At 69.8% G+C, this 18,324-nt stretch carries 11 protein-coding genes and 3 pseudogenes; 7 read left to right on the forward strand and 7 right to left on the reverse strand.

Annotation, left to right across the window (positions count from 1 at the left end; all coding sequences use genetic code 11):
- Nucleotides 1-184: 184 nt before the first annotated feature.
- Nucleotides 185-2,440, forward strand: coding sequence for a putative bifunctional diguanylate cyclase/phosphodiesterase (locus tag QSK18_RS27105; protein WP_285624798.1), 2,256 nt, complete (start codon nt 185-187; stop codon nt 2,438-2,440).
- Here QSK18_RS27105 and QSK18_RS27110 read toward each other — a convergent pair.
- On the reverse strand, nt 2,434-3,993 hold the full coding sequence (locus tag QSK18_RS27110) for an amino acid permease (protein WP_232814085.1): 1,560 nt from the start codon (nt 3,991-3,993) through the stop codon (nt 2,434-2,436). The two genes, QSK18_RS27105 and QSK18_RS27110, sit on opposite strands and share 7 nt — an antisense overlap.
- Nucleotides 3,994-4,189: 196 nt before the next feature.
- Between QSK18_RS27110 and QSK18_RS36055 the strand changes: the two are divergent.
- The 3 pseudogenes from QSK18_RS36055 to QSK18_RS36065 all read left to right on the forward strand — a co-directional run.
- Nucleotides 4,190-4,984 (forward strand): annotated as a pseudogene (locus tag QSK18_RS36055) (RtcB family protein); the annotation flags it as partial.
- Nucleotides 4,985-5,302: 318 nt separating this feature from the next.
- A pseudogene (locus tag QSK18_RS36320) lies at nt 5,303-5,917 on the forward strand (LAGLIDADG family homing endonuclease); the annotation flags it as partial.
- A gap of 3 nt (nt 5,918-5,920) precedes the next feature.
- Nucleotides 5,921-6,319, forward strand: a pseudogene (locus QSK18_RS36065) (RtcB family protein); the annotation flags it as partial.
- Nucleotides 6,320-6,390: 71 nt separating this feature from the next.
- Here the strand turns inward: QSK18_RS36065 and QSK18_RS27120 are convergent.
- On the reverse strand, nt 6,391-7,215 hold the full coding sequence (locus QSK18_RS27120; protein WP_285624908.1) for a PHP domain-containing protein: 825 nt from the start codon (nt 7,213-7,215) through the stop codon (nt 6,391-6,393).
- A gap of 34 nt (nt 7,216-7,249) precedes the next feature.
- Between QSK18_RS27120 and QSK18_RS27125 the strand changes: the two genes are divergently transcribed.
- From QSK18_RS27125 to argG, 3 genes are all read left to right on the forward strand, one after another.
- Entirely contained in the window at nt 7,250-8,104 is an 855-nt protein-coding gene (locus tag QSK18_RS27125; protein ID WP_285624805.1) for an NAD-dependent protein deacetylase, read from the forward strand.
- Nucleotides 8,105-8,300: 196 nt separating this feature from the next.
- The gene (locus QSK18_RS27130) at nt 8,301-9,542 is read left to right on the forward strand and encodes a matrixin family metalloprotease (RefSeq protein WP_285624807.1); all 1,242 of its coding nucleotides are present in this window, start codon (nt 8,301-8,303) and stop codon (nt 9,540-9,542) included.
- A gap of 93 nt (nt 9,543-9,635) precedes the next feature.
- Complete coding sequence (gene argG, locus QSK18_RS27135; RefSeq protein WP_232814089.1) at nt 9,636-11,051, forward strand: argininosuccinate synthase; 1,416 nt, start codon at nt 9,636-9,638, stop codon at nt 11,049-11,051.
- A 72-nt stretch (nt 11,052-11,123) separates the two neighbouring features.
- Here the strand turns inward: argG and QSK18_RS27140 are convergent, their stop codons facing one another.
- From QSK18_RS27140 to QSK18_RS27160, 5 genes are all read right to left on the reverse strand, one after another.
- Nucleotides 11,124-11,780 carry a hypothetical protein gene (locus tag QSK18_RS27140; RefSeq protein ID WP_285624816.1) on the reverse strand — a complete coding sequence of 219 codons (657 nt, stop codon included), beginning with the start codon at nt 11,778-11,780 and terminating at the stop codon, nt 11,124-11,126.
- Nucleotides 11,781-11,895: 115 nt separating this feature from the next.
- Nucleotides 11,896-12,921, reverse strand: coding sequence for a class I SAM-dependent methyltransferase (locus QSK18_RS27145; RefSeq protein WP_285624818.1), 1,026 nt, complete (start codon nt 12,919-12,921; stop codon nt 11,896-11,898).
- A 111-nt stretch (nt 12,922-13,032) separates the two neighbouring features.
- Nucleotides 13,033-13,509 carry a phosphoribosyltransferase gene (locus QSK18_RS27150; RefSeq protein ID WP_285624821.1) on the reverse strand — a complete coding sequence of 159 codons (477 nt, stop codon included), beginning with the start codon at nt 13,507-13,509 and terminating at the stop codon, nt 13,033-13,035.
- A gap of 28 nt (nt 13,510-13,537) precedes the next feature.
- Nucleotides 13,538-15,010: an alpha/beta hydrolase gene (locus tag QSK18_RS27155; RefSeq protein ID WP_285624824.1), complete on the reverse strand. Its 1,473-nt coding sequence runs from the start codon at nt 15,008-15,010 to the stop codon at nt 13,538-13,540.
- A complete protein-coding gene (locus QSK18_RS27160) occupies nt 14,988-17,615 on the reverse strand; it encodes a CHAT domain-containing protein (protein WP_285624831.1) in 2,628 nt (875 codons plus the stop codon). Before QSK18_RS27160 ends, QSK18_RS27155 begins: the two co-directional genes overlap by 23 nt.
- Between the last annotated feature and the right edge of the window lie 709 nt (nt 17,616-18,324).

Raw genomic sequence — 18,324 nt, forward strand, 5'->3', positions numbered from 1 at the left:
CCACCGCGCCCGCTCCCGCCCGACGCCCCGGTGATCCGGCGTCCCGGCGTTGCCCGGAGGGCGGTCAGGTATAAATCTCACTCCGGCAGACCGGGCGATTTGGTGGCATTAACTCCTTATGCTGTGTTGGAGGTTGCACGCGGTGTAACCGGCGGGCTCAGTGTGCAGGGGTGAGGGAGGCGGCGTGGGCTTGACCCCGGGCGGTGCCGTGTCGAGCCGGGTCGCCGCCGCCGTCTACGTCCTGGACGCGCTGGCCGTGGCCGGGTCCTTCTTCGTCCTGCTCTGGAGCACCAGCCCGGGCAGCCGCGACTCGGCGGCCGGCGTGCTGGTCATCGCCCTCACCGCCCTGCTGCTGATCGGCCTGGTGGTGGTGCTGGCCCGGCTCGGCGCGCAGGCCCGTCCGGTCCTGCTCCCCCGCGCCGTCACACCCCCGGGCGCGGTGCCCCCGGCCCTGCTCTGGCTGCCCCTGATCGCCTCGGCCCTGGTGGTCTCCTGGCACCTGCTGGCCGGGGTCGAGCTGGGCCCGGCCCAGACCGCGGTCTCGCTGGGGCTGCTCCTGCTGGTCATCCTGCGCCAGTCGTTCACCGGGCTGGACAACGTGCGGCTGCTGCGCGAACTGCAGGAGAGCCAGGACCGGCTGCGCACCCAGGCCTACCACGACTCGCTCACCGGCCTGGCCAACCGGGCCCTGTTCGACCAGCGGCTGCGCCGGGCGATCCGCGGCGGGCGTCCGCTCGGCCTGATCTTCTGCGACCTGGACGACTTCAAGGCGGTGAACGACCGGTTCGGCCACAACGCCGGCGACGACGTGCTGCGCGCGGTGGCCGGCCGGCTGAAGGCCTGCGTGCGGCCCACCGACACGGTGGCCCGGCTCGGCGGCGACGAGTTCGCGATCCTGATGGAGGATGCGGCCTCCTCGCCCGACGTGATCGGGCAGGAGATCCTCGGCGCCGTCGGCAGGCCGTTCCAGCTGATGCACCGCGGGCGTCAGACGCGGGTGCGGGTGGGGGCCAGCGTGGGCGTGGCGGTGCTCGACCGGGTCGATCCCGACGCCTCGCCGGAGAGCCTGCTGGCCGGGGTCGACCAGGCGATGTACGCGGCCAAGCGGCGCGGCAAGAACCAGATCGTCACCTTCAGCCACGGCAGCCCCGAGGAGAAGGACCGCTACCTGCCTCTGGTCGACCCGGCCGCCGCCCCGGTCACCGATCCCCCCACCGGCCCGGTGCCCCGGCCCACCCCCACCCCGGTGGCGGAACCGGCCGGCCTGAGCACCCCGGCGGCCCAGTACCGCGGCTCGGGCCAGGCCCGGCCCGAGCCGGTGCGCCGGCCGGCCACCGAAGAGGAGAAGAAGGCCGAGGAGAAGGCCCGGCTGGCCGCGGCCGCCCAGCGCTCGGTGGAACGCACCCTGGCCGAGTTCCAGGCCCTCGAGCAGGAGTCGGAACGCAAGGCCGCCGAGCGGGCCGCCGCCGAGCGCCGCGCCCGTGAGGCGCTGGAGATCGAGGCCGAGGTCCGGGCCGGCACGCGGGCCGAGGCCGAGGTCATCCCGTTCAGCCGCGCGGCCGGCCTCCGCGCGCAGAAGAAGGCTCAGGAACAGGCCGGCGAGAACACCACCGAACCGGGCCCCGGCCGTCAGCAGTCCGCCGCTCTGGTCCTCGACGCGCTCCCCCAGGACGAGAAACGGCAGCAGGCCGAGCAACTCACCACCCTGTCGTTCGATCACATCGACGTGCTCTACCGCCCGGTGCGCGGCCTGCGCTCCGGGCACCTCGCCGCGCTCGCCATGGACGTGCGCTGGCAGCACCCGGTGCACGGGGTGATGCCGCCCGACGCCCTGCTCGCCGCGGCCGAGCAGGCGGGCCTGCGCCGGGCCCTGGAAGAGCGGTTGCTCGACTCGGTCTGTTCCGACATCGCCCGGCTACGTAGGGCCCCCGGCCAGAACGCACTCACCGCCCAGGTCCCGCTGGCCACCCTGCACCTGGCCGACGAGCGGCTGGCCGCCGTGGTCGAGCGCATCCTGCGGCGGCACGAACTGCCCGGCGAGGCCCTGCTGCTGCAGATCACCGAGGACGGCCCGGCCCCCGACCTGACCGCCGCCGACCGGGTGCTGCAGCAGGTGCGGGCGCTCGGCGTGCGGGTCGGCCTGGAGTCGTTCGGCGCCGGCCCGGGAGACCTCGGCTTCCTGACCCGGCTCCCGATCGACACCCTCACCCTCGACGAGTCGCTCACCACCGCCGAGCCGGGCAGCCGGCCGGAGGCCGTGCTGGCCGGCGCGGTGGCGATGACCCCGGGCCTCGACCTCACCCTGATCGCGGCCGGGGTCGAGCACCAGGAGCAGGCCGACCGGCTCACCGCCCTGGGCGTCCACCTCGCCCAGGGCTCGCTCTACGGTGAGCCGGTCCCGCTGCCCGAACTCGATCTGCCGCGTCTGTCAGCTCACTGATCGATGTTGCTGCGCGGCCCGGTGAACCAGTGCTTGACCGAGGCGTGCCACCCCACGAACAGCGCCCCCATCAGCAGGGCCAGCACGATCGGCGCGTAGTTCACCGCCGTCCAGGTGAAGTCGTCGTTCAGCGGCCACCCGGCCGGTGAGAACGGCAGCACGAAATACACCGAGGTGATGGCGATCTCGACCACCGCGAGCACACACAGCCAGCGGTACCGGGAGCCGAGCGTCCACGGCCCGGGCTGCCAGGCGTCCCCGGCCCGCCACCGCAGGTAGATCGGGATGGCGAAGGCCAGGTACAGCCCGATGACGCCGATCGAGACCACTGCATAGAACGCGGTCGGCGCTCCGGAAGGGCTTTCGTACAGCGCAGGCAGAGTCAGCACCAGAGCTGCTGCGGCAGCGGCGAACACAGCATTGCGGGGTACACCCTTGGCGTCCACCGAAGCCCAGAGCCCGGAACCGGGCACCGCCCGGTCGCGGCTGAACGCGAACAGCATCCGCGAGGTGGACGTCATACAGGCGGTGGAGCAGTAGATCTGGCCGCTCATGCTGATGAAGACGACGAGCTTGAACAATGCCGGCGACAGCGCGCTCGACAGCACCGCCAGCACGCTGCCCCCGCCGTAGGGGTTCACCTCGGGATCGAAGGAGTTGATGAAGTCGGTCTCGGTCGCCGCGAAAAGGAAGGCCAGCAGCAGGATCCAGCCCCCGATCGCGGAGTACAGGATCGACTGCCAGATCCCCTTGGCCGCCGCGTTCGCCGCCCCCTGGGTCTCCTCCGAAAGGTGCGCGGAGGCGTCGTACCCGGTGATCGTGTACTGGGTCAGCAGAAAACCCAGAGGCAGCACGTAGAACCAGAAGGTGCCGTCGCCGTCGCCACCGATGCCGGAGTTGTTGATCCGCTCGGTGAACACGAACGACAGGCTCTGGTGCGAGTCCGGCCCGAAGACCAGCACGCCGACCACGATCAGCGCACCGAACACGTGCCACCAGACCGAGACGTTGTTGATCACCGCCAGCAGGTGCGAGCTGAAGATGTTCACCGCGGTGATCAGCCCGAGCAGCAGCACGAACCAGAAGAACTGCTGGTACAGGTAGTTCCCGCCGAGGAAGCCGGTGGCGTAGCCGTCGGAGAACAGGTCGATGAAGGTGTTCAGGTAGATCGCGGCCCCGTAGGCCACCGAGGCCAGGATCGCCACCAGCCCGACCAGGTTGAGCCAGCCGGTGTAGTACCCGGCCTTCGCCCCGCCGAGCCGGGCCGCCCACCAGTAGATCCCGCCCGAGGTCGGGTAGGCGGAGACCAGCTCGGCCAGGCACAGCCCGATGATCAGGATGAACGCCGAGATCACCGGCCAGCCCAGCGAGATCGCGATCGGGCCGCCGTTGTTCCAGGCCTGCCCGAAGGTGGTGAAGCAGCCGGCCAGGATCGAGATGATGGAGAACGAGATGGCGAAGTTCGAGAAGGCCGACCAGGAGCGGTGCAGCTCCTGCTTGTAGCCGAGCCCGGCGAGGACCGATTCGTCGTCGCTGATCGTGCCGTCGGACATGGTTCCCCTTCAAGGTCGAAGAGCACAGGGCGCAAACCATCACTCTGAAGCGTTTCCGGCACCGGCACGGTGGATCACATCCGGATGAAGCGCCGAACGGTGTAAATGGGTGGACCTCCCGGCAACCCGCGCGACATGCTCATCACCGCACTTGCTCCCGGAACCGAGTGGGGTGAGCACGAACAGGAGGTGGACGGTGACGGTCGAACGTCTGGGGAAGAAGCTGTACAACTGGGCGAGCATCCTCGAGGAGAAGACGCGCGAGCAAGCCGCCCGCACCGCCGAGATGCCCTTCGTCTTCCCGCATCTGGCCCTGATGCCGGACGCCCACCTGGGCCGGGGGGCGACCGTCGGCTCGGTCATCCCGACCGACCGGGCCATCATCCCGGCCGCGGTCGGGGTGGACATCGGGTGCGGCATGATCGCGGTGCGCACCCAGTGGACCGAGGCCGAGGTGCGGGCCAAGGGCGACCTGAGCGCGCTGCGGGTGGCGATCGAGCAGGCCGTCCCGCTGTCGGCCGGCGGCTACAACAGCGACGAGCGGACGACCGAGAGCGTGGTCGCCGCCCGGCTCGACGTGCTCGAGGCCAAGGCCGACAAGGTGGGCTTCGACCCGGCCTCCTACACCGGCAAGTGGAAGCGGCAGCTCGGCAGCCTGGGCTCGGGCAACCACTTCATCGAGGTGACGGCCGACGAGACCGGCACGGTCTGGCTGTTCCTGCACTCCGGCTCGCGGGGCGTGGGCAACCTGATCGCCCAGAAGCACATCAAGGTGGCCCGGGCCCTGATCGAAAAGTGGCACATCAACCTGCCCGACCTCGACCTGGCCTACCTCGTGCAGGACACCGACGAGTTCTGGGCCTACATCAACCAGATGCGCTGGGCCCAGGACTTCGCCCTGGCCAACCGGGAGGAGATGATGCACCGCCTGATGCTGTGCGTCGCCGACTTCATGGGTGAGCCGGTGCAGGACCTCGAATCGATCAACTGCTTCGCCGGTGAAACGCTGGTGACCACCCGCACCGGCCCGCGTCCGATTGAGTCGCTTGCCGGCGGAGAACACGAACTGCTTACGGCAGAAGGCAAGTGGGTCAAGGCCCCGGTCCAGTCCTTCGGGCGCCAGCAGGTGAGCGAGGTCGTACTGAGCCGCTCCGGAGTGATCAAGACGGTTCGCGCGACACCTGGCCACCGCTGGCTGCTGCGGTCGCGACGTAATCACGAGTACGCCGCTACGACCGAGGAACTACGTCCAGGTGACCGCCTTCAGATCACCTTCCCGCCTCGACCGGAAGGCCTGTTCCCCGACCGGATGGGCATCGCCAGAGGGTTCGTCTTCGGCGACGGCAGCAAAGCGCCGACCGGGAGCCGCTCCTACGCAAACTTCTGTGGGAAGAAGGATGAGGCGCTCATCCCCTACTTTGATGGCATCGGCAACCCGGTCCGCACGTACGACAAGGTCAAGCGTGTGACGGGCCTGCCTCGTGAGTGGAAGGTCGGGCGCCCTTCTCTTGATACGGAACCGAACGAGCTGTACGGCTGGCTCGCTGGCTACTTTGCCGCGGATGGAGATGTCGGGAAGACCGGCCGTCCGACTCTTGCATCAAGCAAGAGGGAAGATCTGGAGTACGTCCGTCTCCTGGCGCAGACCATCGGTATCGGAACATTCGGAATCCGGTCACGAGTGCGCTCCGGCTTCGGCGGCCCGCCGACGCCAATCCACCTCCTGGGCCTGATGCGCGGTGATCTCGATCCAGAGTTCTTCGTCGTGCAGGCTCATCGGGAGAGGTTCCTGGCTGGCCGGGGCGCCGCCGAACGGCGGGGCTGGACTGTTCTGTCGGTCCAGCCCACGGATGAGTTCACGGAGGTTTACTGTGCGACGGTGGAAGACACCCACTCGTTTGCCTTGACCGACAACATCCTGACCGGGAACTGCCACCACAACTTCACCCAGCAGGAGAACCACTTCGGCAAGAACCTGTGGGTGAGCCGGAAGGGCGCGATCCAGGCCGACGCGGGCCGGCCGGGCCTGATCCCGGGCTCGATGGGCACCGCCAGCTACGTGGTCGTGGGCAAGGGCAACAAGCTCTCGCTCAACTCCTCACCGCACGGCGCGGGCCGGGAGTACTCCCGCACCGCGGCGCGCAAGAAGTTCACGGTGGAGGATCTGCGGGCGGCGATGAAGGGCATCGAGTACCGCGACACGGACGCCTTCGTCGACGAGATCCCGGGCGCCTACAAGGACATCGACCGCGTCATGGCCGACGCCGAGGACCTGGTCGAGGTGAAGCACACGCTGCACCAGCTCCTGAACGTCAAGGGTGACTGACAACTGCAGACAACAAAATGGTGGACGTTTGTGCGCACCGAGCGCACAAACGTCCACCATTTGTTCTTGTCTCAGCGCCGCCAGAAGTCGAAACGGTCGCGCCCGGGCCGGAATCCGGCACTCTCCACCACGTCGACGGCCAGCTCGAACTGCGCGCCCACCCGGTAGGGCACGTGCGCGTCGCTGCCGAACGAGACCGCCTCGCCGCCCTCCTCGTGCCACCAGCGCATCAGCTCGGCCGACCACAGCGGGCTGCGGGTGTTGATCTCGAGGGCGCGGCCGGAGGTGGCGAGCACGCGGAAGACCGTGCGGTACTCCTCCTCGAACAGCTTCTCGTCGTAGGCGTTCGCGCTCTGCGGCCAGTAGCGGCGGGGGAAGTCGCAGTGCGCCAGCACCTGGAACACGTCCGAGCCCTTGATCAGGTCGAGCAGGCCCTCGAAGTAGCGGCGCATCAGGTCTTCGGTGGGCATCGCGTTCAGCCCGAAGACCCGCTCCGGGGAGAGCATGCGGCCCTCGTGCACGACCGAGTGCAGCGAGCCCAGGACCCGCTCGAACGCCCCCGAGCGCAGCACCGCGGCCACGCTGCCGGGGAACAGGTGCGGCTCGCCGGTCTCGATGCCGGAGAGGATACGCAGGTCGGGGTACTTGTCGCGGCAGCGCTCGAGCTCGGCCTGGTAGGCCTCGACGTCGAGCGGCTGCACCCGGTCGCGGAAGGCGATGGTGGTCTCACCGGGCGGCAGGTCCTCGTGACCCCAGGCGGTGAAGTCGAGGTGCTCGGTGAACGCGATCGCGGGCAGGCCGATCTCGACGGCCCGGGCGCAGGTCAGATCCATCGAGCCGTTGCTGCGGGTGTCCCAGCTGAACTGGGAGTGCACGTGGTTGTCGGGGGGAAGCATCGCCACGATTCTCTCATCGGCGGAGAATGAACGGGTGAACACCCTCGTAACCCCGGCGTTCGAGAAGCTTGTCGATCTGCTCGCCGAAGGCCGGGTGCTGGTCCTCAGCGGCGCCGGAATCTCCACCGACTCGGGCATTCCGGACTACCGCGGGCCCTCCGGGGCGCTGCGCCGGCACACTCCTATGACGTATCAGACATTCATGAAAGATCCGCAGGCCCGGCACCGCTACTGGGCCCGCAGCTATCTGGGCTGGCGTCAGATCGCCCTGGCCAGGCCGAACGCCGCCCACGAGGCAGTGGCCCGACTGCAGGAACAGGGCGTGCTCCAGGGCGTGATCACGCAGAACGTGGACGGGCTGCACCAGGCGGCCGGGGCGAGCGGGGTGATCGAACTGCACGGCGGGCTCGACCGCGTCGTCTGCCTGGAGTGCGGGGCCGTCATCTCCCGGGCAGCCCTGGACCAGACCCTCACCGCAGCCAACCCGGACTTCACCGCCCGGGCCCAGCAGATCAACCCGGACGGCGACGTCGACCTGGCCGAGGACGAGCTGGACGGTTTCGTGATGGTCGCGTGCGAGGTGTGCGGAGGCGGGCCGCTGAAGCCGGACGTGGTGTTCTTCGGCGAGACGGTGCCCCGGCCGCGAGTGGCGGAGTGCTTCGCACTGCTGGACGGGGCGAAGGCTCTGCTCGTCCTGGGTTCGTCACTGAAAGTGATGTCCGGCTTCAGGTTCGTGCTTCAGGCGCGCAAGAACGGGACCCCGGTGGCGATCGTGAACCAGGGTGAAACGCGTGGCGATACGTACTGCGACGTCCGGATTGATGCCCCTCTGGGCCGGCTCGTGCCCGCCCTGCATCACGCAGTGACCGCAAAGTGCATGATCAACTAGCCCGAACGGGCACTTTGTGCTCCCTCGAGCGGGTAGGTTGACCTCGGCCGACTGGTGGACAGCCGGTGCACAGACTCCCCACCCGTAGCCGCAGATCGACGGTCTCGCAGCATGTGATTGCATCCGTCGCCGCCGCTGAAGAGAGCGAGAGCCGCAGTTGCCGAGCCCCGTCGCTGACATGAGAAGTTCACGCATCGTGACCAGAACCGTTCGTGCCCTGAGCATCGGCGGTCTCCTGGTCCTCCCGGTCGCGGCCGGTTCCCTGGCTCCGGCCGGGGCCGCCGAGAAGACGCCGGTCACCCGTGACCCGGGCGTCATCGGCACGGTCACCCCGAACGGGGTGTTCAGCCCGGTCGAGGGCGCCGAGGCCGACGCGAGCGGCGACTACCGGGCGGCGGCCGCCCGGGTCTCGGTCTCCGGCCCGTCGACCCTGACGAAGGACGCCAGCTACAAGGTGAGCGTCAGCGGCGACAGCCGGGTCTGCGGGATCATCGAGCAGAGCGTCCCGCGGCAGGACATGAAGAAGCCGTTCACGCTCCCGGTCACGCTGAAGGACCTGAAGGCGGGCAAGACCAAGATCACGGTCTACGCGGTCGGCTGCTCCAGCAGCAACCGCTACCCGGTCTACGGCATCGGTTACAAGACGATCAACCAGCCGGTGCACGTGAACAAGGGCAACCGCTGGATCGCCCCGGTCTCGGAGAAGAAGGCCGACCGTACGCTCTCGCTGTCGCTCTCCTCCTCGAAGTCCGGGATCAGCGCCAAGCTGTACAAGGGCTCCAAGCTGGTCAAGAACCTGGGCTCGAAGAAGGCCAAGAAGGCCACCTTCACCTGGAAGCCGGGCAAGGCCGCCCCGGGCAACTACACGGTCTCGATCAAGTCCGGCGGCAAGACGGTCAGGTTCGCCACCGGTGTCACCGCCGGCTGGGCGCCGATGAACTGGCCGTTCGCCCGCTGCAAGACCATCACCTGGTCGTACAGCGCGAAGAACGAGCCGGACCGGGCCGAGGGCATGATCGACGACATCTCGGCCGGCTTCAAGCAGATCAACAAGGCCACCGGGATCAAGTTCAAGAAGGTCAAGAAGAAGGGCACGATCACCCTCAGCTGGGCCGGCACCAAGCACTTCCCCAAGGGTGAGACCGACGCGGACGGCCTGGGCGGCTCCTCCTCGGTCGACGGCGTGGTCGCCAACAAGGGCACGGTCTGGTTCAACACCGCCTCCCGCTGGGTCGGCCAGCCCGGCTACGGCCGCTACAACGGGGTGCCCGGGCGGGGCGCGCTGGTCGTGCACGAGGTCGTCCACTCCCTCGGCCTGGGTCACGTCACCGCCAAGAGCGCGCTGATGTACCCGATCTCCAGCGTCGGTTCGCCGACCGGCCTGACCAAGGCCGAGATCGCCGGGCTGAACACCCTGTACAACGCGAAATCCTGCTGATCAGGGGCTGAACCGCCGCAAAATCTCAGGCGCAGCGTAGGGCATGTCTCCGGGAGGTAAACCGCCCGGGGACATGCCCTATCTTTGTCTTCCGTGTCCAAGGTATTGACAGCTCTCCCCGTCGGTGACCGAGTCGGCATCGCCTTCTCCGGTGGTCTCGACACCTCCGTCGCCGTGGCGTGGATGCGCCACCACGGCGCCGTGCCCTGCGCCTACAGCGCCGACCTCGGTCAGTACGACGAGGACGACATGGAGTCGCTGCCCGGACGCGCCAAGCAGTACGGCGCCGAGATCGGCCGGCTGATCGACTGCCGGGAGGCCCTGGTCGAGGCCGGCCTGGTCGCCCTGTCGTGCGGCGCCTTCCACATCCGCTCCGGCGGCAAGGCCTACTTCAACACCACCCCGCTGGGCCGCGTGGTCACCGGCACCCTGCTGGTCCAGGCCATGCAGGAGGACGGCGTCTCGATCTGGGGCGACGGCTCGACCTACAAGGGCAACGACATCGAGCGGTTCTACCGCTACGGCCTGCTGGCCAACCCGGCGCTGCGGATCTACAAGCCCTGGCTGGACGCGGCGTTCGTGAACGAGCTGGGCGGCCGCGCCGAGATGTCGCAGTGGCTCACCGAGCACGACCTGCCCTACCGGGCCAGCAAGGAGAAGGCGTACTCGACCGACGCCAACATCTGGGGCGCCACCCACGAGGCCAAGACCCTCGAGCACCTCGACGAGTCGCTCGAGATCGTCGAGCCGATCATGGGCGTCAAGCACTGGGACCCGTCGGTCGCGATCGAGACCGAGGACGTCACGGTCCAGTTCGAGAACGGCCGCCCGGTCGCGATCAACGGCGAGAAGTTCGGCTCCGCGGTCGATCTGGTGATGAAGGCGAACCAGATCGGTGGCCGCCACGGGCTCGGGATGTCCGACCAGATCGAGAACCGGATCATCGAGGCCAAGAGCCGCGGGATCTACGAGGCGCCGGGCATGGCCCTGCTCTTCATCACCTACGAGCGCCTGGTCAACGCGATCCACAACGAGGACACGGTCGACTCGTACCACACCATGGGCCGTCGCCTCGGCCGGCTGCTGTACGAAGGCCGCTGGCTGGACCCGCAGTCGCTGATGCTGCAGAGCAGCCTGACCCAGTGGGTGGCCCGCGCGGTCACCGGCGAGGTCACGGTGCGGCTGCGCCGCGGCGACGACTGGACGATCGTCAACACGGTCGGCCCGAACCTGAGCTACCACCCCGACCGGCTCTCGATGGAGCGCACCGAGGACGCGGCCTTCGGCCCGGTCGACCGGATCGGCCAGCTCACCATGCGCAACCTCGACATCGCCGACTCCCGGCAGAAGCTCGAGCTGTTCGCCGGTCTGGGCCAGCTCGAGGGCCAGGCCCGGATCGTGGGCGAACTGGAGCCGGGCGGCGCCGACCGGATCAGCCGCAACAGCGAGGTCGAGGCCGGCGAGGACGTGCTGCTCGACCAGGCGGCGATGGAAGCCGGCACCGACTGATCCGAACCGAGGACGCCGGTGGTCACGTTCGGTGCCCACCGGCGTCCTTGGTTGTCGGCAGTTGCTTTTCGGCTATTCGCGCTCGGCCACGTTGCCCAGGATGATCCGGGCCAGCTCGGCCGAGGCCTGCTCCTGCTCCTCGCTGGAGGGCAGCTTGTCGTCGTAGTCGTTGTTGTCGAGGGTGAGCTCGTACTGCACACCGTCGCTGATGAAAACCATTCTGTGGTCGGGCCGGTCGAGCGCGGCGATCTCCCCCACGTCCTCGATCTCGACCGCCTCGGTGGAGGTGATGTCGTCCTCGACCGACTGGCGGTAGTAGTCCCCCAGATCGGCGTCCAGTTCCCTGCGGTCCAGCCGGAGATCCAGGTTGTAGCCCAGGTCGGTCTGCATCGAGAGGTACTGGCAGCTGTCGCCGTCGTAGATCCGGTCGTCGTAGGCGGCACTCCCGCCGAGCACCGAGTCGACCTCGGCCGGCGTGAGCAACTGGCACATACCGCTGTCCTGCGGGGAGATCGGGTCGTAGCCGGACGACGAACCGTCCTGGTTCTGCATGACCGCCCAGCCCACGCTCACCACGCCCAGCACCGCGGCCAAGGGGACCCAGCTCTTGCGGCGACGCCTCTTCCCCACGCCGGACTCGCTGCTCCGGTAAGGGAGTGGCGTCTCTTCCTGATGGCCGGACTTCTCGCCGTTCCCGGGGGTTCCCCAGATCGGGTTCTCGGACGACACTCGGGCAACCTTCCGTGGTCTGTGGCCTGCACTGCGAACCCCAAACTAAAGGACGTCGGTGGGCACCTGGGTGCCCACCGACGTCCTTTGATGGAAATAGGGTCAGAACGCGGTTTCAGCGCTTCTGTTTCGGCCGCTCCGGCTCGGTGAGATCGGCCGAGCGGGCGGCCGGGAGGGTGATGGCCGACGGTTTACGGCCGGAGGGGGCGAGGGGCTGGGCCCGCAGGAACGCCGCCGTGGCCACCACTCCGACCAGTTCGAAGCGGGTTCCGCCGGTCAGGTGCGAGTCGGTGGCCTCCTGCACGCCGGGCCAGTTCCGGTCGCCGTAGTCGTCCAGGACCACGACTGCACCCGGCGCGGCGACCTTTTCGGCGAAGCGCAGGTCGTTGGCCACCCCGCGGGCCGAGTGGTCGCCGTCGATCACGATCACGCCGTACTTGCGGTCGCTCACCTGGGCCTGGATCTTCGGGTCCTCGGAGAAGCCCTTGACCAGGCGCATGCGGTTGGGGCTGACGCCGGCCAGGGAGAGGTTCTCGCGCACCACCGTCTCGGTGACCGGGTTGCCCCCGGGCTCCACGTCGGCCAGCGGGTCGATGATAGTCAGCTGGTACTGCAGGCCGATCCGGCTGACCTGCCGGGCCATGCCGCCCGAGAAGAGCCCGAAATGGGTTCCGATCTCCAGGATCTCGCCGTTCGGCGGGTTCAGCAGCGGGGCGGTGGCGAGCTTGCCCAGGATGTTCGGGGCCGCACCGGCCAGCCGGTCCACGCCGCGCAGCTCGAGCTCGAAGAGGGTGCGGTAGGCCTGCACCACGCGTCCGTAGGCGTCCGGCGCCTTCGACGCCTTGGCCACCTGCGCAGCCAGGTCGCGCAGCTTCTCCTCACTGATCAGCCGGGTGCTGCGGCGACCCTGGGCGCCGAGCAGGAGGTCGACCGCGTAGCCGGGGGTGCGCACCTGGCTACGCATCCGCTCCAGCTCGGTGCGCAGCTGCAGCACCTCGGTGCGCAGGTCCAGCACCTCGGTGCTCTCGCTCAGCACCTGCCGGGCCCGGTTGCGCACCAGCCGCTCGATCCGCCGGTCGAGCACGGTCAGGACGGGCCGGATCGCCCGGGCCGTGGTGTGGTGTGCCCATCGCTGCGCCATGACCTTATGCAATCAGATGATCACGCTCTGGTCTTGGCGGCGCGAGCGGGCCTCCTCCGAAGACCCGATCCGGACTTGTTCGAGGCTTGTTCCAGATTGGTTCAGGCTGGTTCAGGCCACCGGCGGCTGGCTCGACCACGGGAAGTTGATCCACAGGTCGGTCTCCCGCCAGAAGTAGTCGGGCTGCACGATGGTGCGCGGCTTGGTGTAGAGCACGGCCGAGCGCACCTCGTCGGGATGGTGGTTGCGCAGCAGCTCGAGCACCAGGTCGAGGGTGCGGCCGGAGTCGGCCACGTCGTCCACCACGAGCAGGCGCTTGCCCACGATGGCGGCGGTGTCGAGCAGCGGCTCGAGCAGCACCGGGTCGGGCAGGGTCTCCTCCACGTCGCTGTAGAACTCGACGTTGAGCGTGCCGGCCGCCTTGACCCCCAGGGCGTACGAGATCGACCCGGCCGGGAGCAGTCCGCCACGGGCCACGGCGATCACCATGTCGGGCCGGAACCCGCTGTCCGCGATGCTCTGGGCCACCTCCCGGCTCGCCTCGCCGAACAGGTCCCAGGTGAGGATCTCGCGATCAGGGCTACTCATCCGGACAATGTAGTGCTCCCCCGACCGTTCACCGCAGCCAGGCCGCCAGCCTCTCGCCCACCGCCGGGTCGGTGAAGTAGGTGGTGTGGTCCACTCCCGCGTGCGACTGCAGCAGCAGCGGATCGGGTACCGGAAAACCGGGCACGCCGTCGAGCCGGTACACCCCGTGGGTGGGCACCACCAGATCGTTGCCGTCTCGTCCGAACACCAGATCGGTCAGGCCGTTGCGGCTGACCCGGGCCAGTGGGGAATTGGCCGGCGGGTCGTAGTCGGAGGTGATCGCGTGGAGCACCTCCGGCGCACCGGCGTCCGGGGGAAGCGGGCGGTTGAGACGTTCGCGCAGATAGGCACCCGCCGGATCCATTGCCGCGAGCCCGTCCAGCCCTCGAACAGCCCCCAAGGCCAGGTGCTTGAGCACGGTGAGCACGGCGTCGAGGGTGTCGGTCACCGGGTTGTCCGGCACGAACTGCAGCAGGTTGGTCATCCGGTCGATCAGGACGCCCCAGTGCTTGGAGTCGGCCAGGACGGTGCCGGCGTTGGGGGTACCCACCATGACCAGGCGCCGCACGCGGGGCCCCTGAACGTGCTGGGCGAGCTCCCGCCCGACCAGACCGCCCCGGCTGTGCGCGATCACGTCGACCTGCAGCTTGCGGTCGGCCGGGATGCGGGCCACCAGTTCGTGCGCGTTCGCGGCCGGATCGGCCGACAGGGTGGGGTGGTCGAAGGCGAACACCCGGCCCTGGTACAGCTCGTAGAGCTCCTCGAACCGGTGCGGGGGCAGATCGCGGAAGGCCAGGTCGGAGCGGCTGAAGGTGCCGTGCAGGAAGAGCAGGGCCGGGCCCTGGGCGAACCGGGCCCAGTCTTCGGCGTCCAGGCCGCGCCCCTCGGTGTGGGTGTAGTCGTCGGGGCCGAAGGTGCGCAGCAGGTACGGCCGGTGCTCGGCCTCCCAGCGCGTGGCCAGCCGTTCGGCCACCACCGCGGTGCCCCGTTCGAGCAGCGGAAAGGCCAGTACCTTGAGCAGTTTCCGGCCCACCGCCCAGATCAGGCCGCGGTGCACCGGGCCGCCCCCGGCCTCGGCCGGCTGCACCGCCCGGGGGATCGTGTAGGTGAGCGAGGTGGTGGCCCGCACCGTACGGCCCGGCTCGCCCTGCGGTTCCCGGGGCAGGTGCCACGACTGGGTGCCGTCTTCGGCGGTGTAGAGCAGCACCTGGGCGAAGTAGCGCCCCGGGTCGGGCACCGAGACAGTGATCTCCGGCCCTCCCCCACCGCGCAGCCCGGCCACCGAGGCCACCTCGGCGGGCCGGCTGATCTCGATGGTGAGCTGCTCCATGAACCCGGCCGAGGCGATCGCCGCCACGAACGCGTCGGCCGCCCCCTCACGCATCCGCAGCCCGGGAGCACCGGCCGGCAGAACCTCCACCTCGCCGGTCAGGCCCGGCGTGCTCAGGGTGACCCCCTCGACGGTGACCGGAGTGCCGTCAGGACTGAGCGCCTGTGCCATCGCTGCCCTTTCTGGTGCTGGTGGTGACGACTCCGGCCAGCTGCAGCCGGGGATGCCCGAACAACTGGAAAGAGACAAGCGTGGCGTCGACCCCCGGCGCCTCAAGCCGCACTGCCCGCTCGGTGTACCGGGCCCGGATCCGGCGCAGCAACTCGGCCACCGGCAGCCGCTGACCCGCGGCGAGCTCCTGGCCCACGGTCAGCGGCGGGGCCGCCGGCAGCCCCTGGGCGGCGAGCTCTGACCCGTCCATTGTTTGCTCTGGCTCTTCTTCCGGATCGCCGAACACCACCGAAAGGCAACGCCGGTAGAACTCCTCGGCCATCCCGGCCGCGGTGTGGTCGGCGATGTTCCACAACGGCGCCACCACCGCTCCCGCCCCGGCCTCGAGGAACGCCGCCGCCATGCCCCCGTAGTCGCCCAGCACCCGCCCGTCGCCCGCGCCGATCTGGCAGGCATTGAGGTAGACGAACGGCGTGGAGGTGAGCCGGCGACCGCGGATATGGTTCTCGTGCAACAGGTCCGGCGACCCCGGCAGGCCCGACTCCGGGGGCAGCAGCAACCCGCCGTGCACACCCAGCGGGTCGAACCGGCCGTGCAGGGCGAAGTGCATGAGGTCGACCGAGGGCCGGCCGCCGACCAGGTCGAGCACGTCGGTGAACAGCGGGCGCACCGCCACCACCTCCGGCTGCAGCGCGGCGATCAGCCGGGCCGCCTCGAGCTCGGCGTGCGGGAGCGGGCCCGCGCCGAGAACCGCCTCGTAGCGGGCGGTCACGACCGCCGAGGAACGAATTTGGAGCACCGATGGTGGACGAGGGGACGGCGGCGGTTCGTCGGTCAGCAGCCAGCGGCTGATCGCGACCTGGGCTCCCAGGAAAACGGACTCACCACCCGGCGCCTCCCCGCCTTCGCCACCGAGCCAGCCCTCCGGCCGCGCCGCCAGCTCCCACGGCACGTACGGCTCGTCGCTCAGCACCAGCACGGTGGCCGGGCGTTCGGCCGTTCCGGTGGCCACCGTGGCCCGCAGCGCCGCGCGGACCGGCGCCGGGATCGACCGGTAGATGCGATGCCCCAGCCCGAGCAGCCAGACGTACAGATCGAGCTGGTTCGCGGTGACCGCCACCTTGGCCCGGGCCTGCGCGCCCAGCTCGTGCGGGGTGGTGCCCACGCCGGACTCGCCCACGATCGTCTCGCTGCGCGGTTCCCACTGGTCGGTGACGTGCTGGTGACGGCTGAAGGCGGTGAAAACGAGCCGTGTGCCGGACACTTCGTCGCTGCGCCGGATCACGATGAGCAGGTCGGGGCGGTCGGAGTCGAGCAGCGGCCCCAGGTGCAGGGCGCCCCAGCGGTCAACTTCAGAGTCTTTAAGGACGGGGTGGTCCAGTTCGGGTACGACGGCCAGGTTGTCGGGGGCCCACGGTGGTTGCACAGGACGTCGGTGCCCGGTTTCCGGTCGTGTCTGCGGTCTGGAGTACCGGGGCTGGAACGGCGCGGGCCCGGACTCGTCCGAGACTGTCGACGGACGGGCTGCCTCTTCCCGGACAACGCTGAGCGCTGGCCCGTCGGGGGCGATCACCACCGCACGGGAGGCGAAGCCGATCAGGGTGCCCTCGCGCACGAAGCTCACGTCGATCCGGCGCTCCGCGGCGAGACCCGGGCGGGCCAGGCCGACGAAGGTGACCTCGACGGACGGCCACGGATCCTGCGGAGTGCGATGCAGCGTGTGCACCCCCAACTGCCCCGGGAGCAGGATGAACGCCTCGGGGTCGAACTGGAACGCTACCTGCAGCTCGACCGCCTCCGGCCGCTGGGGCAGGCGCACCCGCGCCGGGCCGACCAGCACCGGATCCCGATCCGGGCGCAACCCCGCCACCACGGTGAAGGGGACGCCCGGGGCAGCCCGCTCGGGAGCGTCGAGCCTTGGATGCACGACCGGGGCCGGCTCCGGCTCCGGCTCCGGCTCCGGCTCCGGTTCCCGTTCCGGTTGTTGCGGCACCGAGCGCTCGACCGGCCTCTGATCAAGGATGACCTCGTCCGGCGGCCCCGCCTCGGGTGGCGTGTCGACCTCCGGGAGCATGCCGAGCTGCTCAAGATCCGACAGGCTCAGCTCGTCGGACAGCTCACGCCGCGCCAGTCCGTCCCTGACCGGGGGTGGCTCCACGTCGATGCGCTCGTACCCCGGCGCCCCCGATCGGCCAGGTCGGCCCGGCTGCTCCTCGAAGTCGATCGCCACCCCGGGATGCACCACCCGGCCCCCCGCCCGACGCACCCGGAACAGCTGCACCGGCGGCGGGAACCCGTCCCGCCGCAGGCTGGTCAGCAGCACCCGCATCACCGTCGAGTCGTCCGGATCCGTTGCGTCACGGGCCAACTCGAAGAGCACCGTGTATTTCCGCAGCACCGGCATGCGGGCGATCAGCTCGATGAACTCGCGCCGCCGGGCAGTACCCGGCGGAACCTGGGCCACCCGCAACGCCGGACGCCCGAACTCCGCCCACAGGTTCGGCGGCAGCTCCCCGATCAGGCGGAGCAGCAGAAGCAGCCGGGTCTCACTGTTCGCCCTGGCGGCAGTGTGGAGCAGTTCCTCGGCCTCGGCCCGGCTCAGCATCAACGCTCTCCCCCCACCCGCTCCGGCTCAGCTGATCACAACCGCCCGAAACCACGCAAACGGGTTCGCCCGGTGGTCTGGGGCAGGTGGGCCACGCCGGGGACCGGGCACGCGTGGGGGGTGGGGTTGGCCCTCGGGGTCCGCCGGAGCGGGTTGGTGAGGGCGGGTTGGTGGGGCCGGTCGGCGGGCCGGGTTGGTGGAGGCCGGTCGGCGGGCCGGGTTGGTGGAGGCCGGTCGGCGGGCCGGGTTGGTGGAGGCCGGTCGGCGGGCCGGGTCAGCGCGTCCGGTCGGCGCGGCCGGTCGGCGCGGCGAGTAGGCGAGGCCAGCTGATCCGACCGGCCGGCGGGGCGAGTAGGTGGGGCGAGTAGAGGCAGACCCGATTGGGGCGGCGCGGCCAGCCGGCGTGGCCGATAGGCAGAGCCGGTCGGCACGGCCGGTCGGCACCGCCGGTCGGGGCGACCGATCGGGGCGGACGCTCAGCGAGGCCAGCTGGTGCGGCCGTTGGCGGGACCAGTCAGTGCGGCCAGCTCAGGGGGCGGTCGGCGGGATCGGCTGGTCGGGCTGCTGATGACGGCCGGTGTCGGAGTCGTGCTCAACCGGTAGGGCCGGGAGATAGGGCCAAGTGGTGTGGTCTGGTGGTAGGGCCAACCTGGTGGGGCCGGATGATAGACCGCCCGGCGCGGTGAGCCGGAGTGGCACAGCGATCAGT

Source organism: Kineosporia sp. NBRC 101677 (genome assembly GCF_030269265.1).
In the GTDB taxonomy this organism is placed as follows: domain Bacteria; phylum Actinomycetota; class Actinomycetes; order Actinomycetales; family Kineosporiaceae; genus Kineosporia; species Kineosporia rhizophila.